This window comes from Micromonospora sp. NPDC047134, assembly GCF_040643455.1.
Classification (GTDB): domain Bacteria; phylum Actinomycetota; class Actinomycetes; order Mycobacteriales; family Micromonosporaceae; genus Micromonospora.
Genome location: NZ_JBEYUI010000013.1, coordinates 31,751 through 56,794, shown reverse-complemented (window position 1 = coordinate 56,794; position 25,044 = coordinate 31,751). Strand labels below are relative to the sequence as shown.

Below are 25,044 nucleotides of genomic sequence, written 5' to 3'. Positions count from 1 at the left end.
CGTCCGTCAGCGCTGCGGGTCGGTGTTGCGTTCCGGAGCCGGGTCGGCCGACCAGGCGAGGGTGACTTCGAAGTTCGCCTCACCGGTGGCCTTGGCGATCACCCAACTCGCCGTGCCGGTGGCCTTGATTCCGAAACGCACCTCGACGGAGTCCGGGGCGACCGTCTTTACGTGTTCCAGCAGTTCCTTCGCGGCGGCGACCGCCGGGGCTGCGGATTCCCGGACCCAGCCGGCGACATCACCCACACCGGCGGGCTGGAAACCGGCCGGTGGTTCGACCTCGATCAACGCGACGGTGTTGTCATCGACCTGGTAGCGGACCACCTCAGACTGCACCGGTAACCTCCGTGGCGTTTCCCCGAAACGGGCAGGAGAGGGCCTGCTCCCGGCCGGTTTCACCGGCAGCCTCTCGCCGACCAGCCATGCTGCCCCTGCTCTTGCCGTTTGGCAACGGTCGAGTGCCCGAACGGCCGACGCCCTCCCGAACGGGTGTTTCAGCCATCGCCTCCACGCTGGGCCGTTGAAGATCCACTCAATCGCCCTGTCGGTTATTGGCAGCCAGATTGGTGACCTTGCGCTCGCCAGGGACCGTCGGCAGAATCGGCCCGAACGCGAGGCCGCCTCGTCGCGCAGCCCACCCCCGAGTCTCGATCATCACCGTCAACGTGGTGAAAGCTCGTGCCACAGAGGAGCATCCGCATGCCGGAAAAGGAACTGACGCTCGTTGACCGGTGCATTCTCATCACGCTGATGATCAAAGCGGCTCCGCTGCCGCAGACCTATTTGAAGAATGTCGCCGGCATCAGCGTCACGCCAGCACACCGTCGTCGTCTGGAATCGCTCGACCTGATCGAGGTGACGCCCAAACCGAGGATCATTCTGGAGCTGACCGACAAGGGCTGGGAACGAGCCGCCCAGGAACTGGGGGCGGAGCCACCCGCCAGGGCCGGTACGACGGGCGGAACCCTCTACGTCGTACTCGACTTCCTGCGCCGGTTGATCGACCATTCGGGGACTCGCGCCGACGACCTGTTCCGGATGCAGATCAAGGCAGACGAGGTCGCCCTCACGCCCCAGCCGGTCGCCGCTGGTTCGGCAGATCCGGTCACCCGGATCCGGCAGGCGTACCACGGGCTGGCCGGGGGACCCGGCGACTACGTCATGCTCGCCGACCTGCGTGCCGCGCTCGGTGACCTGCCCCGTGCCGAGTTCGACGCCGCCCTGATCCAGCTCAACCAGGAGCGCAACGTCCACCTGGTGCCGGAGTCCAACCAGAAGGTGCTCCGGCCGCAGGAACGGGCCGCCGCCGTGCACATCGGCAACCAGGACAAGCACCTCATCGCCATCTCGTCATGACCAGCGAGCAGGAACGGCGGGCGCTGGCTGCGCTGCGGTTCAACTGGGCCCCGACCCCTGACGACGTCTGGAAGCCGGCGCCGTTCCATGTGGAGGCGCTGCACCACGACGTGCTCCGGACCGTGCTGGACAGTTTCACCGAGGCGGACCACAGCGCCGACTCCAGCCCGGTGGGGGTCGCGATCCTCGGTCAACGGGGAACCGGCAAGACCCACCTGCTCGGCACGGTGCGGCAGGAGGTGCAGCAGCGCGGGGGGTTCTTCTTCCTGGTCGAACTGTTGGAGGCTCGGGCGTTCTGGCACAGCACCGCGATGTCGCTCCTGGCAGGTCTGTCCCGGCCGATGCCGGACGGGACGACCCAGCTGCGTACCTTCCTGCGCCGGCTGGCGGACCGTACCGACGCTCCCCGGACCGTGCGCCGAGCGGTCACCGGGGACACCGAACTCAGCCGGTCCGCCCTGGATGCCTTCGTCGACCTTGTCCGTAAGGCGAACCGCCAGGTAGGCACCGAGTGTCAGGACACCCTCCGGGCGTTGGTGCTGTATGCCGCCGAGTCCTCGGACCTGGAGGACATCGGTTACGACTTCCTGTCCTCCAGCGACGAGGAGGAGCCGGGGGGCACCCGGACAGCCTGGGGCCTGCGACGTAACCGGCGGGCACCGCAGGAGGTGGTTCGGGACACGTCGCGGCTGCTGGCCATGGTGGCACCGGCGGTGATCGCGGTCGACCAGATCGACCTGATGGTCGCCCAGTCCGTCAAGGCCACCAACCAGGAGGTCCGAGGAGAGATCGACTGGCAGACGTCGCTGCTGCTGGAACAGGTGGCAAGTGGCCTGATGGCGTTGCGCGAGACCACCAAGCGCTCGCTGTCCGTGGTGTCCTGCCTGCCGCAGACCTGGCGCGACCTCAAGGAGCAGGCCACCGACACCGTCCAGGACCGATTCCGCGAGGCGGCCCCGCTCAAGGAGATCCCCTCCGTGGAGGTGGGGCGGGAACTGGTCGCGAAGCGGTTCGCGGTGCTCTTCGACGAGGTGGGGTTTACACCGCCGCACCCCACCTGGCCGGTTCACCCGGCCGCGTTCGACGAGGTCGTCGGGTTCACGCCGCGTGAGCTGCTGCGCCGTATCGACACGCACGTGCGGGCCTGCCTGACCAGCGGTGAGATCCGCGAACTGTCGCACCTCAAGTACGGCACCGCCGGCCCGGCGACCGCCGTGACCGGGGTACCGCCGGTCGGCACGCGGCTGGCCGACGAGTTCGCCAAGATCGACGCACGGTACGCGGAGCTGATCGCCGGGGCGGACCCGGAATCCGCCCTGACCCAGCAGACCGAGGACGTGCGGGTGCCGGGGCTGCTCAAGGCCGGGTTGACGGCCTGGATCGCCGCGCAGGGCACCGGTGTCGACAGCTTCAGCCTCGACCCCATTCCCGCCGGAGGGAAACCGGCCCTGCACGCCCGACTGCGGCACAGCCTCGACGACGAGAGCGAGGACGAGGAGCACTGGTCGTTCCGGGCGGTCTGCGCGCCGCACCACATCGCCGCGCTCAACCGGATCCGCAACGCGGTCACCGCCGCCGGGCTCACCGAGGGAGTCGCCAAGCGGAAACTGTTCCTGCTGCGCACGCCGGAATGGTCACGCGGTGCCCGGACCCGTGAGGTGCTGGACGCCTTCACCCGGGCCGGTGGCCGGACGATCTCCTTTCCCGCCGCCGACATCCGCCGCCTGATCGCCCTGGAACAGCTCGTCCAGGACTTCGGGCTGGAGATGTTGCGGCCGTGGTTCGCCGACCGGCGGCCGGCTGCCGAGATCACCTGCCTGCGCGAGGCGCTGGGCAGCGGACCCGAGGTGACCGAGGCGAGGGCGTCCGCGATCGGGCCCGGCGGTGCGACTCCGCCGGCTGTCGCTGTGGCGTCGCCGGGCGGGCACGTCCATGTGGCGTCGCCGGGCGGGCCCGTCCATGCGGCGTCGCCGGGCGGTCCCGTCGGCGTGGCGTCGCTGTCATCCGTGTCTGCGGACATGGCGGGACCGCCGGTCGGGGGTGTTGTCCCCGACGCGGTACAAGCGATGCCGGCGCCCGGCCGGGGCATACCGGCAGGCCCACTCGTGGCCGGGATGAATCCGGAGCGGGTGGACATCGGAGTGGTGTCCGGTCGACCAGACCCGGTGCGCGTCGAGCTCGAATCCCTGCGTCGGCACACGGTGATCTTCGCTGGATCCGGCTCCGGCAAGACCGTCCTGATCCGCCGACTGGTCGAGGAGTGCGCGCTTCGTGGCGTGTCCGCCATCGTCCTCGATCCGAACAACGACCTGGCCCGCCTCGGCGAGGCGTGGCCGGCAGCGCCGACCGGCTGGGGGCCGGACGACCCGGACCGGGCCGCGGCCTACCTTGCCGGTACGGACGTGGTGATCTGGACGCCGGGCCGGCAGGCGGGTCGGCCACTGAGCTTCCAGCCGCTGCCCAGGTTCGTCGACGTGCTCGACGACCCGGACGGGTTCACGGCGGCGGTGAACGCCGCAGTGGCGACCCTCGCCCCGCACGCCCGGGTGGACGGCGGCACCGACAAGGCTCGGCTGGGCCGGGCGGTGTTACGGGAAGCGTTGATCAGCTACGCCCGGACCGGAGCCAACAACCTGCCTGAGTTCACCGAGGTGCTCAACGAGCTGCCCGACGGGGTCAGCCAGCTCGACGGTGCACAGAGGCTGGCGGCGGGCATGGCGCAACTGCTCAAGGCCGCGCTGATCAACGACCCGCTCCTCGGCGGCGCCGGCACCCCGGTCGACCCCGGTGAGCTGCTCACACCGCCACCGGGCAGACGTGCCCGGGTGTCGGTGATCAGTTTTGTCGGGTTGCCCGAGGACCACCAACGGCAGAGCTTCGTCAATCAGCTGCAACTCGCCCTGTTCACCTGGATCAAGCGTCATCCGGCCGGTGACCGACCACTGGGCGGACTCTTCGTGATGGACGAGGCCCAGACGTTCGCCCCGTCCGCTGCCAACACGGCGTGTACTCAGAGCACCCTGGCGCTGACCTCGCAGGCCCGCAAGTACGGTCTGGGACTGGTCTTCGCCACGCAGGCACCGAAGGGGCTGCACAACCAGATTCCGGGCAACGCGGCCACCCAGTTCTTCGGCCTACTGACCGTGCCCGTGCAGATCGAGGCGGCCCGGGACGTGGCCAGAGCGAAGGGGGCCGACATCACCGACGTCGGCAGGATGCGTACCGGGCAGTTCTACGCTGCGGTCGAGGGCGGTCGGTTCGTCAAGATGCAGGCTCCGATGTGCCTGAGTCACCATCCGCGTAGTCCGCTGACCACCGAGGAGGTCGTCCACCGCGCGGCCAATCCGACGGCCGTACGGTAATCGGAAACGACGCGCTCGCGAACCGCGTTCGGTGCCGGTCGGCGTCGCAGCCGTTGGTCGGTCACCGGCCGGCGAGGGCTCCGGCCGGTGGGGGTAGGGCGAACTGCCAGCCGTCGGCCCGCAGGGATGGGATGACGGCGTCGACGGCCTCGACGGTCTGACTGCGGTCGCCGCCGCCGTCGTGCAGCAGCACCACCGCGCCCGGGGTGACACCCTCGGTGAGGCGGCGGGCCAACTCGTCGGTGCCGGGTGGCACCCAGTCGGTGACGGCCAACTGCCAGCCCATCGGCCGCATCCCCAGGGCGGTCGCCACCGTCGGGGTCTGCCCCCAGGCGCCGTACGGGGCCCGGAAGTAGGGCAGTGGGGTCTGCGGTACGGCCCGGCGGATGACCGCGTTGGTCTCCAGCAGGTCCGAGGCGATCCGACCCAGGGTCCAGTCGCTCATGTCGTCGTGGTGCATGCTGTGGTTGCCCAGCGCGTGCCCGGCGGCGATGATCCGGCGGACCAGGTCGGGGTACTTCGCTGCCTGATCGCCCTGGAGGAAGAAGACCGCCGGCACGTCGTGGCCGGCGAGCACCTCGAGCAGGCGGGGGGTGTGCACCGGATGGGGTCCGTCGTCGAAGGTCAGGCAGAGGACCCGGTCGGTACCGATCGTGACTTCGGGACATGCCGCGACGCCCGGCGCGGACCTGGAGTGGGGTGCGGTCGGCGGGGGAGAGGTGCGAGGTGACATGCGCTCAGACCTTTTGGCGGTGGGTGGCGTGGTCGAGGTCGGTGCTGTCGCCGCCGAGGTACTGCACCTGTCGCCCGTCCTCGGCCCGGGTGGGATACAGATGGTGCGGATTCTTAGATGACCGACCATCGTGGACATCCAGGATCGATGGGAAGATGCCGCCCAGGGGTAGAAGGGGCGGGTCCGGGTGGACTCCGGGGAGTGCGGCTCTGCGCAGCGACCGGGTGGCCGTCACGTCTGCGTTCTCGGTCGACATGTTCGACTCCTTCAGGCTCCGATCCCGGAGCACTTCCGGAACTTCGCCGTGGGACACGCCTGGATTTCCCACACGCTAGCGGCTTGAGTCTGCTTGCGACACCCCTCTTGACCGCGCATGTCAATGCGTCGTAACGTGCCGGCCATCACCTCGAAAATACCGGCATTGACCTGAAACTTTCGGCATGCCGACTTGGGCCTCTCGCCGTGTGTGGCGGTGCGCGCGCACGTCCCAGGGTTGAAGGGATAAGGCATGACACTGCACGTCTCCCGCAGGTCGCTGCTCGGTCTGGCCGGTGCCGGTGCCGGTGCGGTTCTGTTGGGAGGCTGTGCGGACGACGAGTCCGACGGCCCGATCGGTCCACAACGGATCAACTGGTGGCACATCCAGAACACCGATCCCATGCTGCCGGTGTGGGCCGAGATGGCGCGGCTGTACGAAACCCGCCACCGGAACGTCACCATCGAGGTGACCCCCCAGGAGAACGAGGTGTTCAAGGCCGAGTTGGCCAAGGTCACCAAGGCCGGCTCGCCACCGGATCTGTTTCAGTCCTGGGGTGGCGGGCTGCTGCGCGAGCAGGCCGAGGCGGGGCTGGTCAAGGACATCACCTCGGAGGTGTCCCCCTGGATCGGGCAGCTGTTACCGGCCGCGCTGCAGCCGTACACCTTCAACGGCCGGATCTACGGCATCCCGTTCGACATCGGCATGATCGGCTTCTGGTACAACCGTGACCTCTTCGCCGAGGCCGGCATCACCTCGCCGCCGAACACCTGGTCCCAGTTGCTGACCACGGTCAAGAAGCTCAAGTCCGCGGGCATCGTGCCCATCGCCCTGGCCGGTAAGGACAAGTGGCCCGGGCACTACTACTGGGCGTACCTGGCGATGCGCATCGGAGGCCTGGGCGCCTTGCGGCGCGCAGCCGAGGATGGCGACTTCAACACCCCGGACTTCGTGGCCGCTGGCGAGCACGTCCGTCAACTGACCGACCTGGAGCCCTTCCAGCGTGGTTGGCGGCGCGCCGAGTACGGCTCCGACGAAGGTCAGGCCGCGGCGATGGGCAACGGTGAGGCCGCCATGGAGCTGATGGGCCAGTGGGCCCCCTCCATTCAGGCCTCCTCGTCCACCAGCAAGCTGGGCATCGGCGGGCAACTCGGCTTCTTCACCTTCCCGATGGTGGAGGGCGGCAAGGGCGAGGCCACGGACGCCTTCGGTGGCGGTAACGGCTTTGCGGTCGGTCGCAACGCGCCCCCCGCCACAGTGGACTTTCTGCGGTCGCTGCTGCGGTCGGAGAACCAGCGTTGGGCGGCGGAGACCGGTGCCGTGCTGCCCACCAACCTGGCCGCCGTCGGCCGGATCAAGGACGCGAACAACCAGGTGGTGGCGGCGCATCTGGCTGTCGCCAGCGGGTTCCAGCTCTATCTCGACCAGGCCTTCCCCCCGGCGGTCGGCGAGCAGATCAACAAGAGTGTCGCCGATCTGATCGTCGGCTCGAAGCGGCCCGACCAGATCGTGAAGGACATCACCAGGGTGGCGCAGAAACAGTAGTGATGTCCGTTGGTCGACCAGTCGGCTGCGGCACGGTGACGTTTGAGCAAAGGGAGGGCCGCGTGGGTGTCAACGACAACCGCACGGTGACCATCGCGGCGATCGCCCGCCTGGCCGGGGTGTCGGTGCCGACGGTGTCGCGGGTGATCAATGGTCGTTCGGATGTGGCTCCGCAGACGCGTCAGCGGGTGGAGGAGTTGCTGTCGCGGCATGGGTATCGGCGTCGGCCGCCGAGTATGCGGGCCAGTTCGGGTCTGGTGGATCTGGTGTTCAACGATCTGGACAGTCCGTGGGCGGTGGAGATCATTCGTGGGGTGGAGGATGTGGCCCACGCCGCCGGGGTGGGCACGGTGGTCTCCGCCATCCACCGGCGTACCTCCTCGGCGAAGCAGTGGCTGGACAACATCCGGACCCGCTCCACCGAGGGGGTCATCTTCGTGACCTCCACCCTTGAGCCCCCGCAGCAGGCCGAGTTGCGTCGGCTCAACATCCCTGTGGTGATCGTCGACCCGGCCGGTGTTCCCTCCCAGGACGCACCGACCATCGGCGCCACGAACTGGGCGGGCAGTCTGCGGGCCACGGAGTACCTGATCGGTCTGGGGCACCGGCGGATCGGGTTCATCGCCGGACTGCCGCAGTTGATGTGCAGTCGGGCCCGAATGGACGGCTACCGGGCCGCCCTGGAGGCCGCCGGACTGCCCATCGACGACCGGCTGATCCAGCCGGGCAACTTCTACCACGAAGCCGGGTTCGCCGGCGGGTCGCGGCTGCTGGCCCTGGCGGATCCGCCGACGGCCATCTTCGCCTCCAGCGACCAGATGGCCCTCGGGGTCTACGAGGCCGTACGGCAGCGAGGGCTGCGGATGCCCGGCGACGTCAGCGTGGTCGGCTTCGACGACCTGCCGGAGGTGCGGTGGTGCTCGCCTCCGTTGACCACGGTCCGTCAGCCGCTGGCCCAGATGGGGATGCTGGCCGCCCGTACGGTGCTGCGGTTGGCCAAGGGGGAGAAGGTGGAGAGCCCTCGGGTGGAGTTGGCCACCGAACTGGTCATCCGGGACAGCGCGGCCGCCCCGAAGGGCTGATCAACACGCTCCCGCACGGCCCCGACAGGTGCTCCGGCGATGACCGCTGGGCGAATGTGAATTGCACCAATTACCGGTAGGCGGCTGGAATTTCTCAGCACTAGGGTAAGGAGGGCAGCCGGCCGCCCGTCCCGGCCGCTCCTCGTCGCCGCGCGGGCTGTCGCCGTACCGGTTGGGAGTGCTGTGGCCGCCAGAGAAACCCGCAAGGTGACCATCTCCGTTATCGCAGACCTGGCCGGGGTGTCGGTGCCGACGGTGTCGCGGGTGATCAATGGTCGTTCGGATGTGGCTCCGCAGACGCGTCAGCGGGTGGAGGAGTTGCTGTCGCGGCATGGGTATCGGCGTCGGCCGCCGAGTATGCGGGCCAGTTCGGGTCTGGTGGATCTGGTGTTCAACGATCTGGACAGTCCGTGGGCGGTGGAGATCATTCGTGGGGTGGAGGATGTGGCCCACGCCGCCGGGGTGGGCACGGTGGTCTCCGCCATCCACCGCCAGAACACCTCCGCCGAACAGTGGCTCGACGGCATGCGGCGGCGCGGCACCGAGGGGGTCATCTTCGTGACCTCCATGGTCGAGCCGCCGCTACAGGCCGAGTTGCGTCGGCTCAACATCCCTGTGGTGATCGTTGACGCGGACGGGCTGCCGGCCCAGGAGGCGCCGACGATCGGTGCCGCCAACTGGGCCGGTGGCCTGCGCGCCACGGAGTATCTCATCGGTCTGGGGCATCGGCGGATCGGGTTCATCGCCGGGCCGCCGCAGTTGATGTGCAGTCGGGCCCGGATGGACGGCTACCGGGCCGCCCTGGAGGCCGCCGGACTCACCTTCGACGAGACCCTCGTCTGCCCGGGCGACTTCTACCACGAGGCCGGGTTCGTCGGCGGCGGGCGACTGCTGGGGTTGGCGGATCCGCCGACCGCGATCTTCGCCTCCAGCGACCAGATGGCTCTGGGGGTCTACGAGGCCGTACGGCAGCGGGGGCTGCGGATTCCGGACGATGTCAGCGTGGTCGGCTTCGACGACCTGCCGGAGGTGCGGTGGTGCTCGCCTCCGTTGACCACGGTGCGTCAGCCGTTGAGCGAGATGGGGATGCTGGCCGCCCGTACGGTGCTGCGGTTGGCCAAGGGGGAGCGGGTGGAGAGCCCTCGGGTGGAGTTGGCCACGGAACTCGTCATCCGGGACAGTGCCGCCCCGGTGACATAGGAGTTTACCGATAATTTTCCGGAAGCTGTTGACCGGAGTATCGGTCACCGCCCACGATGGAACTGGTCACCCGTTCTGCGAACGAAGTGATCAGGTGGTCGCCCGCCGTGCCCGCGGCACCGCCGAACCTGGCCCGCGTCGACCGGACAACTGATCGTCCGGCCGGCGCGGGCACCTTCGTTCTGCTGTCGGCAGATCTGCTGACGGTGAACCGGGCTTCTGTCCCTCCCCGAGCAGGTGCAGGGTGGGGCGTATGCGACTGCTGATGCTGGGTGGAACGGGATTCGTGGGCGGGGCAACTGTCTCCGAGGCCCTCGATCGCGGCTGGTCGGTCACGGTGTTCAACCGGGGGCGGCACGGGGCTCCTCCGGTCGGCGTACGACGTCTCGTGGGTGACCGCCTGACCCCGGACGGCCTGGGCGCGCTCGCCGACGGCGAGTGGGACGTGGTCGTCGACACCTGGGATGGTGCGCCCAGGGCCGCAGGGCAGGTGGCGCGGCTGCTGACCGGTCGGATCGGCCACTACGTCTACGTCTCCAGCGGCTCCGTCTACGCCCCGCCGGTGCCGGCCGGGGTGACCGAGGGGGACCCGGTGGTCGAGGCCGACCCGGAGGCCACCGAAGGTGACTACCCGCAGCTGAAGGCCGGGGCCGAGCGGGCCCTGCGGGAGGTGTTGGGCGACCGGGTGTTGCTGGCCCGGGCCGGGCTGATCCTGGGCCCGGGCGAGGACATCGGTCGGCTGCCGTGGTGGCTTGGCCGCATCGCCCGCGGCGGCGAGGTGCTGGCACCCGGTCCCGCCGACCTGCCGGTGCAGTACATCGACGTCCGGGACCTGGCGGCCTACCTGCTGGACTCCGGGGCGGCCCGGCGTGGTGGCCCCGTCAACGTGGTCGGCCGGCCCGGGTCGGCCACCTTCGGTGAACTGCTGGCCGCCTGTCTCGACGCCACCGGTGCAGACGCCCGGCTGCGCTGGGTCGACCCGGAACGGATCCTCGCCGCCGGGGTGGTGCCCTGGAACGACCTGCCGATCTGGATTCCACCGAACCATGAATGGCGGTGGCTTCAGCAGAAGGACGTCACCCGCGCGTACGCCGACGGGCTGCGCTGCCGACCCCTGACCGAGACGGTGGCCGACACCTGGTCCTGGCTGCGCGGGGTCGGCCAGGTGCCGTCCCGGGCCGGTCGGCCGCCCCGGCCACCGGTCGGTCTGGACCCGTACCGGGAGGCCGCACTGCTCGCCACCCTGCCCGGCTAGGCGTGGTGGTGTACGGGCAGGTCCAGCACCTCGTCGACCTCCCGGCGAGGGGTGGGCCAGCCGGGCTGGCCGTACCCGACCCGCATCACCATCTGGGGGGCGCCGAAGCGTCCCAGCGACACCCGTAGCTGCTCGCGGGCCGAGGGCACCTCGACCGGCTGGGACAGCATGGACACCGACAGGCCGGCGTCGGTGGCGGTGAGCAGCACCCGCTGCATCGCCTGACCGGCGATGACCTGGTCGACCGCGGTGTTGCCGGGGGAGCCGAGCACCGCTACCAGGGGCTCGGGTTCGAAGTCGCGGCCGGGGGGTCGGTGTCGGTCGCCGAAGTCCCGGGCCGGCAGCAGGTCCTGCGGCTCGGCCAGCGGGCCGCCGGCGGTGACCGGTACCCCGTCGGGGGCGTGCTCGCGGCGAATCCAGGCCTGCCGTTCCGCCCGGTAGGCCGGGTCGCGTTCGAGGACCCGGTTGGCGCTGTGCGCGATCTCGGCGAAGGCGTTGACCGCACTGACCCCGATCAGCAACTCCAGCCAGCAGTGCTCGGCACGGGCCGCGTCGCCGAGCCGCCAACGGGCGTCGGCCGGTACGGGGTCGGGCCAGAACGGGGCCCGGTTGCTGAACCGGCGGGGGATGGCCGCGTGCAGGTTCTGCTCGGCGGGGGTGGGTCGGCGGGGCACATCCGGCACCAGTCGGGCCACGACGTCCGGCTCCGAGGGGTACGGCCGCAGCCGTACCGTCGCCGGGGTACCGGCCACCGCCAGGGCCAGTCGCAGGTTGAACAGGGCCGCTCCGGCGGCTAGGCGGGCACCCCAGCCGCTGGGGTCGGTGGCGGGCAGCCGGCGGGCCGGGTCGATCAGGACCTCGATGGCACCATCACGGAGCCGGAACCGCCACGGCTGGACGTTGTGCAGGGACGGCGCGCGGATCGCGTCGATGGCGGCGGTCCGCAACTGTTCGACCGTGTAGCCGTTTTCCATGGTCGTACCCCCTCACACTCACCCGTTACATCCACGGTGCGCCCTCACCACCCCTTGAGAGCAGGGCCACACGTCCCGAACCCCCAGGACCCCCGCCCACCCTTGCCCGCATCTCCCATGGCCCCCGGCCCTCGGCGTTGATCAAGAGGTTTCGGTCTGGATCCGGGCGTACGCGGACGCGAACCTCTTGATCAACAGGGTTGAGGGGGAGGGTTGGGACCTTTGGCCCGTGCGGGGGGTGGGGTGGGCGGGGTAGAAACGGGGGATGATCCGGGTGTTCTTGCTCGACGACCATGAGGTCGTCCGTCGTGGCCTCGCCGACCTGCTGCAGGCAAGTGGCGACATTGAGGTGGTTGGTGAGTCCGGTTCCGCGCAGGAGGCGGCCCGCCGGATTCCCGCGCTGCGGCCGGACGTGGCGATCCTCGACGCCCGGCTGCCCGACGGCAACGGCATCGACGTGTGCCGGGACATCCGGGCGGTGGACTCCTCGATCAAGGGGCTGATCCTGACCTCGTACGAGGACGACGAGGCCCTGTTCGCCGCGATCATGGCCGGGGCCTCCGGCTACGTGCTCAAGCAGATCCGCGGCACCGACCTGGTAGACGCGGTACGCCGGGTGGCGGCCGGTCAGTCGCTGCTCGACCCGGCGATCACCACCCGGGTGCTGGACCGCATCCGCAGCGGGGTGGAACAACCCCGCGAGTTGCAGGCCCTCACCGAGCAGGAGCGGCGGATCCTGGAGTACGTGGCCGAGGGGCTGACCAACCGGGAGATCGCCGGCAAGATGTTCCTGGCCGAGAAGACGGTCAAGAACTACGTCTCCAGCGTGCTGGCCAAGCTGGGCCTGGAGCGGCGCACCCAGGCCGCCGTGCTGGCCACCCGCCTGCTCGGCAAGAGCACCTAGCCCGGCCCCGGCAGGGTGAGCTGCGCTGGTCAGTCCCGCAGGGGGATCGACCAGTACAGCTCGGTGCCCTGCGGCTCGGCCGGGCGTACCTCGAAGGTCCCGCCGTGGCGTTCGGCGCGTTCACGCAGGTTGACCAGGCCGCCCCGGGCGGCCGTCGGGTCGCACCCGACCCCGTTGTCGGCGACGCTGACAGTGACCCGGGTGGCGTCCACACTCACGGTCACCGACACGGCCGAGGCCTGGGCGTGGCGTACGGCGTTGGAGAGGGCCTCCCGCAGCACGGCGGTGAGTTCGGGACGGACCGGGTCGGGCACGGCGCTGTCGATCGGCCCGACCAGCTCCAGCCGAGGGCGGAAGCCCAGGGATTCGGCGGCCGCCTCGACGGCCTCACGGATCTCGGTACGCAGCGCCGCACTCACCGGGCTGCGCAGCTCGAAGATGGTGCGCCGGATGTCCTTGATGGTGGCGTCCAGGTCGTCGACCGCCGCGTTGATCCGCTTGGCCAGCTCCGGACGGCCGGCCAACGGCACCGCGCTCTGCAACTGCAGGCCGGTGGCGAACAACCGCTGGATGACCACGTCGTGCAGGTCCCGGGCGATGCGTTCGCGGTCCTCCAGGACCACAAGCTGTTCCCGTTCCTCCTGCCCCCGGGCCCGTTCCATGGCCAGGGCGGCCTGCCCGGCGAAGCTGCCCAGCAGCACCACGTCGTCGTCGGTGGCCCCGTCGTGGTCGACGCTGTGCGCGATCACCAGCACCCCGTGCAGGGTGTCGGCGGTGGCCAGCGGCGAGATCACGGCCGGGCCGGTGTGCAGCACCGCCGGCCAGGGCGCGGCGTGGGCCAGGTCCTCCACGGAGGTGTGCCGGCCCTCGGTGACCGGGCCGGCGAAGCTGGTGTCCTCGGCCGGCAGCACCGTGCCGACCAGCGCGCGGGCCTGGTCGCCGGCACCGTCGACGACCTCCACGGTGAAGTGCTCGGCCATGTCGTCGTAGAGCAGCACCAGGGCCAGCTCGGCCTCGGCGACCTCCCGGGCCCGGCGGGCCACCAGGGTCAGGGCGTCGGTACGGCGTACCTCACCGAGCAGCAGGGAGGTGATCTCGGCGGTGGCGGACAGCCAGCGTTCCCGCCGGTTGGCCAGGGCGTACAGCCGGGCGTTCTCGATCGCCACCCCGGCCGCCGCGGCCAGCGCCACGACGATCTCCTCGTCGTCCTCGGTGAACTGGGCGCCGCCCTGCTTCTCGGCCAGGTAGAGGTTGCCGAAGACCTGGTCCCGGATGCGGATCGGCACCCCCAGGAAGGTGTGCATCGGGGGATGGTGCGGCGGGAAGCCGTACGAGTGGGGGTGCTGGGTGATGTCCGGCATCCGCAGCGGCTTCGGATCGTCGATCAGCAGGCCGAGCACCCCCCGGCCGTGCGGCAGGTCACCGATCTTGGCGTGCAGTTCCGGGGAGATGCCGTGGGTGATGAAGTCGTGCAGGGTCCGGTCCGCCCCGATCACCCCGAGGGCCCCGTACCGGGCGCCGGCCAGCTCACAGGCCGACTGCACGATCCGTAGCAGGGTGCTGTGCAGATCCAGGTCGGTGCCGATGCCGACCACCGCGTCCAGCAGGGCGCGCAGCCGTTCCCGGCTGGTCACCACCTCGCCGACCCGGTCCAGCATCTCCTGGAGCAGTTCGTCGAGGTGGACCCGGGACAGCGGACTTAGCCCGAGGGAGGGGGGCTCGTGGCGTGGGTTCGGGGCACCGAGAGTCACCAGGCGATGCTATCCGGCGCACCGCCGGGACAGAACGCCCGTGTTGATCACCCTTCCAGAGCGGAGGTGTCCACCACCTGTTCCCGGGGCAGCCGGGGGGTGTGCGGGGGGCCGGCGTGTTCCGGGTCGGCCACCCCCAGCCGCAGGGCGAGGTACGGGTGACCGAAACCGGCCAGCACCTGTCGCAGGATCTGTCGGGTGCCGCCGACCTCCACCACCCCGCTCAACGGCACCACGGACACTCCCAGCCGGGTGGCGTGCAACCAGGCCGCGGAGAGCGCCTCCCCGGCGCGCAGCCAACTGAGGGGATTGTCCTCGTCTCCGTACAGCACCCCGTAGGAGGCCGCCCGGTCGTGACCCGGACCGCCCGGCAGGGCGCCGGGGCGGCCGAAGTCCCTGCCCGGCACGGTGGTCTGGGCGGGCTGCTCCAGCAGCACCTCCGGGGGAAGTCCGCTGCCACCGGCGCGGCTGGTCCAGTAGTCCAGTTCCTCCCGCAGCGCGGAGTCCTCCGACTCGACCGCGGCGGCGTGCGAGGCCGCGGCGGCCAGTTGCAGCACCTGGTCCCGGTCGAGGATCTCCAGGTGGACCCCCTCGGCGGCGGCCGCCGAAGCGATCGCGGACAGGGCCTGCTCGCTCACCGGCTCCTCGCTGACCGGCCGCCGGTCGGTGTGCCGCACCTGCATGCACTGCACCATGTGCATGGCTTCCGGGTCGGCTCCGGAGGGCTGCGGCGTGGTCAGCCGGGCCAGCAGGTCCGGCTCCTCCGGATCGGGCAGCCGGTACACCTGGGCGGTCCAACCCTCGGCGGCCAACGCCAGCCGCGCGTGATGCAGGGCGGCACCGCAGCTGAGGGTGACCAATTGGCCGGTGGGGTCGGTGGCGGTCGGCTGGCGGTCGCGGACCACCCGCAGCTCCAACGCCTCCGGCAGTACCCGCCAACGCCAGGGTTGGGTGTTGTGCACCGACGGCGCGTGGCCGGCCATCGCGGCGGCCTCCACCAGGGCGGTGGTCAACGGGCGGGTAGCCGGGGTCTGCTGGCTCATCGTCACGACCTTTCCGTATGTCCCCATCGTGCCGCACCCGGGTACGGCTGTGGGGCGGGTCTCGTTCATCCTGGGCCACACCTCGGTCGTCCGCACGGCCGGATGGGCCCCTCGGCAGGGGCACTCCGGCCCCGATTCTGCCCGGCCTCGGCGGCCCGTCGACGGTGGCGGCAGCCGACTTTGGGTGCCCCGCGGGGCGGAAGTGACCGACATCGGGGTCCCCGGGTTGGGACGATCCGCTGGTGGGAGTGCAGTCGCAGGCCGGCGAGCCGGAGCGCGGTCCAGGGGAATGCCTGCCGGAGCACCCGGCCGGACCGCGTCGCTCCGGTCGGCACGGCCTGCACTGGGGGTTGTGGGCACCGCTGACCGGTCTGACCGCGCTGGTGCTGGTCGGGGTCGGGTTGCGGTTGGCCGGGCGTACCGGTGCCGCCGACCTGGTGTGGGCGGGAGTCACCCTGGTCGCCCTGCTGCCCGCAGCCGTCTCCGTACTGCGTGACCTGTTGCGGCGCCGGTTCGGGGTGGACGTGATCGCGGTCCTGGCGCTGGGCGGTGCCCTGGGGGTGGGGGAGTACCTGGCCGGTGCGGTGATCGCGGTGATGGTGGCCACCGGGCGGACCCTGGAGGCGTACGCACAGCGGCGGGCCACCCGGGACCTGCGGGCCCTGCTGGAACGGGCCCCCCGCACCGCCCGACGGCGCACCCCCGAGGGGGGTATCGAGGTGGTGCCGGTGGACCGGGTGGCGGTGGGGGACCGGCTGCTGGTCGGCCCCGGGGACGTGGTCGCCGTCGACGGGGTGACGGAGGAACCCGCGACCCTGGACGAATCCGTCGTCACCGGGGAGTCCCGGCTCGTCGAGAAGGGGATCGGGGCGGCGGTGGCCAGTGGGGTCGTCAACGCCGGTGCCGCCTTCGGACTGCGGGCCACCGAGAGCGCTGCCCGCAGCACCTACGCCGGCATCGTCCGGCTGGCCGAGGAGGCCACCGCCCGCAAGGCGCCGACCGTACGCCTGGCCGACCGGTACGCCGCGGCCTTCGTACCCTTCACCCTCCTGCTGGCCGGTCTGGGCTGGGTGGTCTCCGGTGATGTCGTCCGGGCGGTGGCCGTGCTGGTGGTGGCGACCCCCTGCCCGCTGCTGCTGGCCACCCCGATCGCCATCGTCTCCGGGCTGTCCCGGGTGGCCCGCCGGGGGGTGCTGGTCCGCGACGGGGGGTCCCTGGAGTTGCTGGGCCGGGCGCGGACCCTGCTGGTGGACAAGACCGGCACTCTGACGGTCGGTCGTCCCCGGGTGGCCGAGACCCTGGTGGCCCCCGGCGGGGACCCCGAGGAGGTGTTGCGACTGGCCGCCTCGGTGGAGCAGTTGTCCCCCCACGTGCTGGCCGCGGCCCTGGTGGACCAGGCCCGTGACCGGGGACTGCGGCTGACCATGCCGACCGAGGTGACCGAGGAGGCGGGCAGGGGGGTGCAGGGCCGGGTCGACGGGCGGCGCATCCGGGTAGGGCAACTGGCCGGGGACCCCCCACCCTGGGCCCGGGCCCGGCTGACGGAACCGGGACAGTCCGCGGTCTGGGTCACCGACGAGACCGGGCCGATCGGCGCGATCCTGCTGGCCGACCCGGTCCGCCCGGACGCCCGCCGGGTGGTGGACCGGCTGCGCACCGCCGGCCTGACCCGGATCGTGATGGTCACCGGCGACCGGCCGGACGCCGCCCGGCGGGTGGCCGAGGAGGTGGGGGTCGACGACGTGGTGGCCCACTGCACCCCGCAGGAGAAGGTCGCCCGGGTGCAGGCCGAGGCCGATCGGGCGGTGACCGTGATGGTCGGCGACGGGGTCAACGACGCACCGGCGTTGGCACAGGCCCATGTCGGGGTGGCCATGGGGGCCACCGGGGCCAGCGCCTCCGCGGACGTGGCCGACGCCGTGCTCACGGTCGACCGGCTGGATCCCCTGGCCGACGCGGTGGAGATCGCCCGGTACGCCCGCCGGATCGCCGTGCAGAGCGCCACGGTCGGCATGGGCCTGGCGGTGTGCGCGATGGCGGTCGCGGCGGTCGGCTACCTGCCCCCGGTGGCCGGTGCCTTCCTTCAGGAGGGCATCGACGTGCTGGTGATCCTCAACGCCCTGCGGGCCCTGCACGGGGGTCTGCGCGCCTCCGCCTCCCCGTCGGCCTGAGCGCCGGCGGGGAGGCGAAGGAATCGCTCAGCGTTCCCGGACCACCGCTACCGGGCAGTGGGCGTGTTGGATGAGCTGCTGACTGACCGAGCCGAGCAACATGCCGCGTAGCCCGCCCCGGCCCCGGCAACCGACCACCATGAGCTGCGCGTTGCGGCTGGCCTCGATCAGCAGCCCGGCGGGTGCGGCGGCCACCGCCTCCACGGTCACCTCGACGTTCGGGAAGGCCGCCTGCCAGCGGGCCAGGGGCTCGTCCAGATCGGCGCGATGCGCGGCCAGCGCCGCCTCGCGGGCCTGCTCGCCGCGCAGGTGCCACTGCTCCCGTCCGGGCTGCCAGGCCCGCACGACGTGCAGCGGCACCTGGCGCAGGGCCGCCTGCTCGACGGCGAACCCCAGGGCCAGCAGGGACTGCTCCGAGCCGTCCACCCCGACCGCGACATGTCCCTCCCGGCCCGCACCGGCGGTCTCCTGACGGACCACCACCACCGGGCAGTGGGCGTGGGCGGTGACACTGACGGCGGTGGAGCCGGCCAGCAGGCCGGTGAAGCCGCCGTGCCCCCGGCTGCCCAGCACGACCAGGCCGGCCCCGGTGGAGCACTCCTCCAGCACCAGGGCGGGTGGCCCGTCGAGCACCTCACCGCTGATCGTCAGGTCGGGGTGCGCGGCAGCGGCCTCGGCCGCCGCCTTGCGTACCAACTCCTCGACCTCCTGCCGGGCCTGCTCGTCCGGCCACATCCCCGGGGTCATGCCGGGCCCGATCCAACCGGCCACGGTCAACCATTCGAAGACGTACGCCAGCCGTATCGGCCGGCCGTCCCGGTGGGCCTGTCCCAGCGCCCACTCGAGGGCCACCGCCGCGTCCGGTGAGCCGTCGTAGCCCACCACGATCTGCTCGTCGCTCACGATGATCACTCCCTACCGGTTGGTCGGGTCGGTTTCGCGGACCCAGCGCCACTCGGCGACCCGGGGGTCGTCCTCGCCGTACTGCCGGGTGTAGTCGCGGCAGGATTGCCGGGCGTCGGTCATCTTCTGGCGCAGGTGGGCGGCGCGGGAGGCCAACCCGGGCACCCGGTCGATCACGTCGATCACCAGGTGGAAGCGGTCCAGGTCGTTGAGCATCACCATGTCGAACGGAGTGGTGGTGGTGCCCTCCTCCTTGTACCCGCGCACGTGCAGGTTGCGGTGGTTGGTGCGCCGGTAGCTGAGCCGGTGGATCAGCCACGGGTAGCCGTGGTAGGCGAAGATGATCGGCTTGTCGCGGGTGAACAGGGTGTCGAACTCCGAGTCCGGCAACCCGTGCGGGTGCTCCGAGGGTGGCTGCAACCGCATCAGGTCCACCACGTTGATCACCCGGACCTTCAGCTCCGGCAGGTGCTGGCGCAGCAGGTCGGCCGCGGCCAGGGTCTCCAGGGTCGGCACGTCACCGGCGCAGGCGAGCACGACGTCCGGTTCGCTGTCGTCGTCCGTGCTGGCCCAGTCCCAGATGCCCAGGCCCCGGCGGCAGTGCTGGATGGCCTCGGTCATGCTCAGCCAGTTGGGTGCGGGCTGCTTACCGGCCACCACCACGTTGATGTAGTGCCGACTGCGCAGGCAATGGTCCATCGTGGACAGCAGGGTGTTGGCGTCCGGCGGCAGGTAGACCCGGACCACCTCGGCCTTCTTGTTCACCACATGGTCGATGAAGCCCGGGTCCTGGTGGGAGAAGCCGTTGTGGTCCTGCCGCCAGACGTGGCTGGACAGCAGGTAGTTCAGCGACGCCACCGGCATCCGCCAGGGGATGCCCCGGGTGACCTTCAGCCACTTGGCGTGCTGGTTGACCATCGAGTCGACGATGTGGATGAAGGCCTCGTAGCTGGTGAAGATGCCGTGTCGGCCGGTCAGCAGGTAGCCCTCCAGCCAGCCCTGGCACAGGTGCTCGGAGAGGACCTCCATCACCCGCCCGTCCGGGGAGAGGTGGTCGTCGCCGGGGACGGTGCCGGCCATCCAGGCCCGGTCGGTGACCTCGAAGGCCGCCTGGAGCCGGTTGGAGGCCACCTCGTCCGGGCCGAACAGGCGGAAGTTCTGCGGGTTGGCGACGAGCACGTCGCGGATCCACTTGCCCAGCTCGCCGGTGGCCCCGCTGGCCGTAGCGCCCGGTCGGGGCACCTCGACGGCGTAGTCGCGGAAGTCCGGCAGCTTCAGGTCACGCAGCACCTGTCCGCCGTTGGTGACCGGGTTGGCGCTCATCCGGCGGTCACCCGAGGGGGGCAGCGTGACCAGATCCCGAACCGGGGAGCCGGTGGCGTCGAACAACTCCTCCGGCCGGTAGCTGCGCAGCCAGCGCTCCAGCTCGGCCAGCTGTCCCGGGTTCGTCCGCACCTGCGACAGCGGGACCTGGTGGGCGCGGAAGGTCCCCTCGACCTGCTTGCCGTCGACCTCACTCGGGCCGGTCCAGCCCTTCGGGGTACGCAGCACGATCATCGGCCAGCGGGGACGCTCCACGGTAGCGCCGGAGCGGGCCTGCTGCTGGATCTCCGCGATCTCGTCGAGGACCCGGTCGAAGGTGGCGGCCAGCAACTCGTGCACCGCCGTGGGCTCGTCACCGGCCACCACGTACGGCTGATAGCCGAAGCCACGCATCATGTCCAGCAGGTCGGACTCGGGAATCCGGTCCAGCACGGTCGGGTTGGCGATCTTGTACCCGTTGAGGTGCAGGATGGGCAGCACCGCTCCGTCGCGGGCCGGGTTCAGGAACACGTTGGACAGCCAACTGCCGGACAGCGGGCCGGTCTCGGCCTCCCCGTCGCCGATCACGCAGGCGACCAGCAGATCCGGGTTGTCGAAGGCCGCGCCGTAGGCGTGGCTCAGGGCGTACCCCAGCTCGCCGCCCTCGTGGATCGAACCCGGCACCTCCGCGGCCACATGGCTGGGGATGCCGCCGGGGAAGGAGAACTGGCGGAACAGCCGGGCCATGCCGACCTCGTCGCGGTCGATGCCGTGATACCGCTCGCTCCAGGTGCCTTCCAGCCAGCTGTTCGCGACCAGGGCCGGACCGCCGTGTCCGGGGCCGGTGATGTAGATCGCGGACAGGTCCCGAGCCACGATCACCCGGTTCAGGTGGGCGTAGATCAGGTTCAGGCCGGGGGAGGTGCCCCAGTGGCCGAGCAGCCGGGGCTTGACGTGTTCGGGAGCCAACGGCTCGCGCAGCAGCGGATTGTCGAGCAGGTAGATCTGACCCACCGTCAGGTAGTTGGCCGCCCGCCAGTAGGCGTCCAGCCGGCGCAACTCCTCATCGGTCAGGGTGCTCTCTAGGTTCAGGGCCGTGTCCATAATGGTTGAGCCTCTCCCTGCTCGGCGGATTCTGCATCCGCAACGGGCGTTACTCCTTGAGTCTGTCGATATCGGCGGGGGTGGATCAGGGCCAATGGTCCCGGCGGCCCGGGTGTCATGGCCCACCGATGACCGGTGCACGGGTCAGCCCCCGCACCACGATCACCGGCGAGGGGGCGTGGTAGAGCACCGCCTGACTGACCGCGCCGAGCATGCCGCGCCAGGGCTGGTCGCCGCGCGCGGAGACCACCGTCAGCTGCGCCGAGCGGGACTGGTCGATCAGGACGGAGCCGGGATCCCCGCAGACGACATGACATTCGGCCGGGGTCTGCGGACGGCCGGCGCCCACCCGGCCCACCAGTTCGCGCAGCAGGCTGGTGGTCGCCTCGATCTCGGACTGTCGCTCGACCACCCGGATGGCCAGCAGTCGGGCCCCCAGATCCGCGGCGGCGGTGAAGGCCCAGGCCAGCGCGATCTCGGCGGCGGGCGACCCGTCCACCCCGACCAGCACCGGGCCCTTCGGTGGCGGTTCGCGTCGGACGACCAGCACCGGGCAGTCTGCCCGGGCGGCCACCTGCACGGCCGGGCTGTCCGCCGGGATGCAGCGGGCGCAGTGGGCCATCCCCCCGTCGCCCACGGCCACCAGGAACGCCGACTCGGACCTGCGGACCAGATTCGCCACCGCCGAGCCCTCGACGATCTCGGTGCTGAGGGCCACGTCGGGCTCGCTGAGCCGGATCGCCTCGGTGGCCTCGGAGATCAGCCGCTCCGCGTCGGCCCGGGAACCGGAGACCGCCGGCCCCTCCATCGCGGCCCAGTTGAAGGCGTGCAGCAGATGTACGTCCCGACGCTGCGCGGCGGCCACCTTGGCGGCCACCCGAGCCACCGGCAGGGCGTCCTGCGGGCCGATACCGGCCAGCACGGGTGCGTCGCCGGCTCGGTTGTCGGCCGGCATCGGTGCCTCGCTGGCTGAGGCCATCGGACCTCACCCCCTGTCGTGCTGACCTGCGTCTGAGGCTAGTCGTGGCGATGCCGTCAGGGAGGGTGATCGGAATACTGGTCGTCAACTTCGGTTGACGCAGGCGGTTCTGTCAATGTAAGTTGACAGCATGAGTCAGGCGACGGAACTCGCGGCCGCGGCCGGCAGCACCGACCCCCGGGTCGGCCTGCGGGCGGTCCGCGCACTGCGTCGGCTCCTCGAACGGCTTGAGGTGATCCAGGTGGACAACGCCCGCCGCCAGGGCTGGTCCTGGCAGGAGATCGCCGACGCCCTCGAGGTCAGTCGGCAGGCGGTCCACAAGAAGCACGCCGGGCGACCGGCGGTCGAACCCTCCCGGGAGGCGTGATGTTCGAACGGTTCACCGATCGTGCCCGAACTCTGGTGCGCCAGGCCCGCGACGAGGCCCGGGTCGAGGGTCAACGACCCGTCGACACCGAGCACCTGCTGCTGGCCCTGCTGGCCGACGGCGACAGCCTGGCCGTCCGGGTGCTCGGCGAGGCCGGGGTGACCCCCGAGGACCTGCGCGAGCGCCTCCGTCGTCACACGGAGACCAGCGGCACCGGCCTGGCCGAGGCCGACGCGGTCGCGCTCCGTGAGATCGGCATCGACCTGGCCGCCATCGTGGCCCGGATCGAGGAGTCCTTCGGACCCGACGCGCTGCGGGAGGCCGTACCACCGCCACGCCGCCGGTGGGGTCGTGGCCAGTGGATCGGCGGCACCTTCTCACCCCGTGCCAAGAAGGTGCTGGAGTTGTCCCTGCGCGAGGCGATGCGTCTGCGGCACCGGCACATCGGCACCGAACACATCCTGCTCGGCCTGCTCCGCGAGGGCGGCGGGCTGGGTGCGCTGGTCCTCGCCGAGGCCGGGGTCGACCTGGACGATCTCCGCCGACGGGTGGAGGCCGCCCTGCGCACCGCCGCCTGACCGGTTCCGCGCGATCTGAAACCCTCCGCCGCGGGTGAATCTGCCCACGCGGCGTCGGGTCGCCGAACCTCGTACCATGCCGCACACTGGCGCCGTGGAAGCTGGAGAGCAGGCGCGGTCGCCGCGCAGCGCGGTGGTGGTCAACCCGGTGAAGGTGGAAGACCTCGACGCGCTGCGCCACACCGTCGAGGACACTCTCGCCGCCGCCGGATGGCCCGCGCCGCTGTGGTACGAGACCACCGTCGAGGACCCCGGCCGGGGACAGACCGAACAGGCCCTCGCCGCCGGTGCCGAGGTGGTCTTCGCCTGCGGCGGGGACGGCACCGTACGCGCCTGCGTCAGTGCCCTGGTCGGCACCGAGGTGGCGCTGGCCGTACTGCCCCAGGGCACCGGCAACCTGCTCGCGGCCAACCTGGGCCTCTCCACCGACCTGGCCGCCGGGCTGGCGGTGGCCGTGGAACGCGGACGGCGGCTGCTCGACGTCGGAGAGGTGGACGGGCAGCACTTCGCGGTGATGGCCGGCATGGGCTTCGACGCGCAGATGCTCGCCGCCACCAGCGAGACCACCAAACGGCGGATCGGCTGGCCGGCGTACGTGGTGGGGGCGATGCGGCACCTGCGGGACCGGCCGATGCGGGTGTCCATCCGGTTGGACGACCAGCCCCCGATCACCCGCCGGGTCCGCTCGGTGCTGGTAGCCAACGTGGGTCGGCTCCAGGGCGGGGTCACCCTGCTCACCGACGCCGCACCGGACGACGGCTACTTCGACATCGCCGTGCTCAGCCCGCGTAACCTGCGGCACTGGCTGGCCCTCGGCTGGGGGGTGCTGCGCCGCCGGGACCGGGTGCCCCGGATGGAGGAGTTCCGGGCCCGACGGGTCGAGATCACCAGCAACCGGGCCCAGCCCCGGGAGCTGGACGGCGACCTGATCGAGCCGGGGAGCACCCTGCGGGCCCAGATCCACCGGCGGGCGCTGTGGTTGTGCGTACCCCGGCCGGAGCAGGCGCCGGACCTCACCGAGGACGCCTCCGCCGCCGCCGAGCGAGGTGAACGACTCGTCGAAAAGGGCCACCGGTGAGCGCGAGGAGTGAGCCTGCGAGCCCCGTGGTCGCGAGTGAGAGTCGCCTGCGGTGAGTAGCACCAAGTTGGTGCCGGAGACCCGGCTGATGTCCGACGAGCAGCTCTGCGCCGACCACGCCTGGCAGACCCTGCGTCGGGAGGGCGGCTGGCACCTGCTGCGCGACGCCTTCACCCGGTTCCGGTACGGGGACGGGTTCAGCCACTCCCGGGCCTTCGCCTTCCAGCTCTGCCTGGCCGTGGTGCCGTTCCTGATCGCCTTGACCGGGCTGATCGCCGAGCTGGGTGCGGCCGTGGGCGGTGAGGTGGTCGCCGACACCGTGCTGGCGTTGACCCCCGGGGCCAGCGAGCAGGTGGTCGCCGAGCTGCTCGGCGACGGCAGCGGTGCCGGCGCCGAACGGGCCGAGGACATCGGCGAGGTGGCGCTCACCCTGGGTCTGATGACCGGCCTGGTGGCGTTGACCAGCACGATGGCGCAGATAGAGCGCGGCGCCAACCGGATCTACGGTGTGGAACGGGACCGCCCGGCGCTCCGCAAGTACCTGCGCGCGGCCGTCCTCGCCGTCACCGCCGGTCTGCCGGCCCTGGTCGGGTTCCTGATCCTGGTCGGCGGTGGGCCGATGGGGGACTCGGTGCAGCGGCACTACGCCTGGGGAAAGGTGGCCGGCGCCGGCTGGGATGTGGTCCGCTATCCGCTCAGCCTGGGGCTGACCGTGCTCGCCGTGGCGGTGCTGTTCCGACACGCCCCCCGCCGCCACCAACCGGGCCTGTCCTGGTTGTTCTTCGGTGCCGGTACCGCCACCGTGCTGTGGTGGCTGGCCAGTCTGCTGCTCGCCGGGTACGTCCGGTTCAGCGCGGACTTCGGACAGACCTACGGGGCGCTGACCGGGATCATGGCGCTGCTGCTGTGGGCCAACCTCACCGGCATGGCGCTGTTCGGAGGGCTGGCCTTCGCCGCCCAGTTGGAGGCGGTACGCATCGGGGTGCCGGAACCCGCCCAGCCGGACCTGTGGCAGCCGGAGGCCCAGGGTGGCGAGCTGTCCGGCCCGGGGGAGTTGAGCACCGCGCGGCCCGACGCGCCGACCCAGGGGTGTACCTGACA

Annotated in this window: 21 protein-coding genes; 12 read left to right on the top strand and 9 right to left on the bottom strand. The window is 71.2% G+C overall.

Translation table 11 applies throughout. The features are described from left to right. Nucleotides 1-6: 6 nt before the first annotated feature. A complete protein-coding gene (locus ABZ795_RS17180) occupies nucleotides 7-336 on the bottom strand; it encodes a CU044_2847 family protein (RefSeq protein WP_357531057.1) in 330 nt (109 codons plus the stop codon). Nucleotides 337-750: 414 nt separating this feature from the next. Between ABZ795_RS17180 and ABZ795_RS17175 the strand changes: the two genes are divergently transcribed. Then, on the top strand, nucleotides 751-1,356 hold the full coding sequence (locus tag ABZ795_RS17175) for a hypothetical protein (RefSeq protein WP_357531056.1): 606 nt from the start codon (nucleotides 751-753) through the stop codon (nucleotides 1,354-1,356). After that, nucleotides 1,353-4,718 carry a DUF87 domain-containing protein gene (locus ABZ795_RS17170; protein WP_357531055.1) on the top strand — a complete coding sequence of 1,122 codons (3,366 nt, stop codon included), beginning with the start codon at nucleotides 1,353-1,355 and terminating at the stop codon, nucleotides 4,716-4,718. Before ABZ795_RS17175 ends, ABZ795_RS17170 begins: the two co-directional genes overlap by 4 nt. A 61-nt stretch (nucleotides 4,719-4,779) precedes the next feature. Here ABZ795_RS17170 and ABZ795_RS17165 read toward each other — a convergent pair whose 3' ends face one another. Then, entirely contained in the window at nucleotides 4,780-5,451 is a 672-nt protein-coding gene (locus ABZ795_RS17165) for a polysaccharide deacetylase family protein (RefSeq protein WP_357531054.1), read from the bottom strand. Between the two features lie 4 nt (nucleotides 5,452-5,455). Continuing rightward, complete coding sequence (locus ABZ795_RS17160; RefSeq protein ID WP_357531053.1) at nucleotides 5,456-5,707, bottom strand: hypothetical protein; 252 nt, start codon at nucleotides 5,705-5,707, stop codon at nucleotides 5,456-5,458. 252 nt (nucleotides 5,708-5,959) lie between these two features. Here ABZ795_RS17160 and ABZ795_RS17155 point away from each other — a divergent pair, with 252 nt between their 5' ends. The 4 genes from ABZ795_RS17155 (at nucleotide 5,960) to ABZ795_RS17140 (ending at nucleotide 10,789) form a co-directional block, all read left to right on the top strand. Beyond that, a complete protein-coding gene (locus tag ABZ795_RS17155; protein ID WP_357531052.1) occupies nucleotides 5,960-7,252 on the top strand; it encodes an extracellular solute-binding protein in 1,293 nt (430 codons plus the stop codon). Between the two features lie 62 nt (nucleotides 7,253-7,314). After that, nucleotides 7,315-8,334, top strand: coding sequence for a LacI family DNA-binding transcriptional regulator (locus ABZ795_RS17150; RefSeq protein WP_327022007.1), 1,020 nt, complete (start codon nucleotides 7,315-7,317; stop codon nucleotides 8,332-8,334). Between the two features lie 183 nt (nucleotides 8,335-8,517). Further along, complete coding sequence (locus ABZ795_RS17145) at nucleotides 8,518-9,534, top strand: LacI family DNA-binding transcriptional regulator (RefSeq protein ID WP_357531051.1); 1,017 nt, start codon at nucleotides 8,518-8,520, stop codon at nucleotides 9,532-9,534. Nucleotides 9,535-9,787: 253 nt separating this feature from the next. Then, the gene (locus tag ABZ795_RS17140) at nucleotides 9,788-10,789 is read left to right on the top strand and encodes a reductase (protein ID WP_357531050.1); all 1,002 of its coding nucleotides are present in this window, start codon (nucleotides 9,788-9,790) and stop codon (nucleotides 10,787-10,789) included. Here ABZ795_RS17140 and ABZ795_RS17135 read toward each other — a convergent pair. Then, the gene (locus ABZ795_RS17135) at nucleotides 10,786-11,763 is read right to left on the bottom strand and encodes a nitroreductase (RefSeq protein ID WP_327022004.1); all 978 of its coding nucleotides are present in this window, start codon (nucleotides 11,761-11,763) and stop codon (nucleotides 10,786-10,788) included. The genes ABZ795_RS17140 and ABZ795_RS17135 overlap by 4 nt on opposite strands. Before the next feature lie 265 nt (nucleotides 11,764-12,028). Here ABZ795_RS17135 and ABZ795_RS17130 point away from each other — a divergent pair, with 265 nt between their 5' ends. Continuing rightward, nucleotides 12,029-12,667 (top strand): response regulator transcription factor, encoded by a 639-nt coding sequence (locus tag ABZ795_RS17130; RefSeq protein WP_327022003.1) that lies wholly within the window; start codon nucleotides 12,029-12,031, stop codon nucleotides 12,665-12,667. A 29-nt stretch (nucleotides 12,668-12,696) separates the two neighbouring features. Here the strand turns inward: ABZ795_RS17130 and ABZ795_RS17125 are convergent, their stop codons facing one another. Beyond that, entirely contained in the window at nucleotides 12,697-14,325 is a 1,629-nt protein-coding gene (locus tag ABZ795_RS17125) for a GAF domain-containing sensor histidine kinase (RefSeq protein ID WP_357531137.1), read from the bottom strand. Nucleotides 14,326-14,465: 140 nt separating this feature from the next. Next, nucleotides 14,466-15,530, bottom strand: a complete 1,065-nt coding sequence (locus ABZ795_RS17120) for a nitroreductase (RefSeq protein WP_327022002.1) — start codon at nucleotides 15,528-15,530, stop codon at nucleotides 14,466-14,468. A 224-nt stretch (nucleotides 15,531-15,754) separates the two neighbouring features. Here ABZ795_RS17120 and ABZ795_RS17115 point away from each other — a divergent pair, with 224 nt between their 5' ends. After that, nucleotides 15,755-17,632, top strand: coding sequence for a heavy metal translocating P-type ATPase (locus tag ABZ795_RS17115; RefSeq protein ID WP_357531136.1), 1,878 nt, complete (start codon nucleotides 15,755-15,757; stop codon nucleotides 17,630-17,632). Nucleotides 17,633-17,659: 27 nt separating this feature from the next. On the opposite strand, the gene ABZ795_RS17110 is transcribed toward ABZ795_RS17115, so the two are convergent. The 3 genes from ABZ795_RS17110 to ABZ795_RS17100 all read right to left on the bottom strand — a co-directional run bounded on the left by ABZ795_RS17110 (nucleotide 17,660) and on the right by ABZ795_RS17100 (nucleotide 21,896). Beyond that, entirely contained in the window at nucleotides 17,660-18,535 is an 876-nt protein-coding gene (locus ABZ795_RS17110; RefSeq protein WP_357531049.1) for a universal stress protein, read from the bottom strand. Nucleotides 18,536-18,547: 12 nt separating this feature from the next. After that, complete coding sequence (locus tag ABZ795_RS17105) at nucleotides 18,548-20,941, bottom strand: phosphoketolase family protein (RefSeq protein ID WP_357531048.1); 2,394 nt, start codon at nucleotides 20,939-20,941, stop codon at nucleotides 18,548-18,550. A 115-nt stretch (nucleotides 20,942-21,056) separates the two neighbouring features. Continuing rightward, complete coding sequence (locus tag ABZ795_RS17100; RefSeq protein WP_357531135.1) at nucleotides 21,057-21,896, bottom strand: universal stress protein; 840 nt, start codon at nucleotides 21,894-21,896, stop codon at nucleotides 21,057-21,059. A 154-nt stretch (nucleotides 21,897-22,050) separates the two neighbouring features. Here ABZ795_RS17100 and ABZ795_RS17095 point away from each other — a divergent pair, with 154 nt between their 5' ends. The 4 genes from ABZ795_RS17095 to ABZ795_RS17080 all read left to right on the top strand — a co-directional run bounded on the left by ABZ795_RS17095 (nucleotide 22,051) and on the right by ABZ795_RS17080 (nucleotide 25,042). Then, a complete protein-coding gene (locus tag ABZ795_RS17095) occupies nucleotides 22,051-22,287 on the top strand; it encodes an HTH domain-containing protein (protein WP_357531047.1) in 237 nt (78 codons plus the stop codon). Continuing rightward, the gene (locus tag ABZ795_RS17090) at nucleotides 22,287-22,865 is read left to right on the top strand and encodes a Clp protease N-terminal domain-containing protein (protein WP_357531046.1); all 579 of its coding nucleotides are present in this window, start codon (nucleotides 22,287-22,289) and stop codon (nucleotides 22,863-22,865) included. Before ABZ795_RS17095 ends, ABZ795_RS17090 begins: the two co-directional genes overlap by 1 nt. Before the next feature lie 76 nt (nucleotides 22,866-22,941). After that, complete coding sequence (locus tag ABZ795_RS17085) at nucleotides 22,942-23,943, top strand: diacylglycerol kinase family protein (RefSeq protein WP_327021999.1); 1,002 nt, start codon at nucleotides 22,942-22,944, stop codon at nucleotides 23,941-23,943. Nucleotides 23,944-23,995: 52 nt separating this feature from the next. Continuing rightward, nucleotides 23,996-25,042 carry a YihY/virulence factor BrkB family protein gene (locus ABZ795_RS17080; RefSeq protein ID WP_357531045.1) on the top strand — a complete coding sequence of 349 codons (1,047 nt, stop codon included), beginning with the start codon at nucleotides 23,996-23,998 and terminating at the stop codon, nucleotides 25,040-25,042. Nucleotides 25,043-25,044 lie beyond the last annotated feature (2 nt).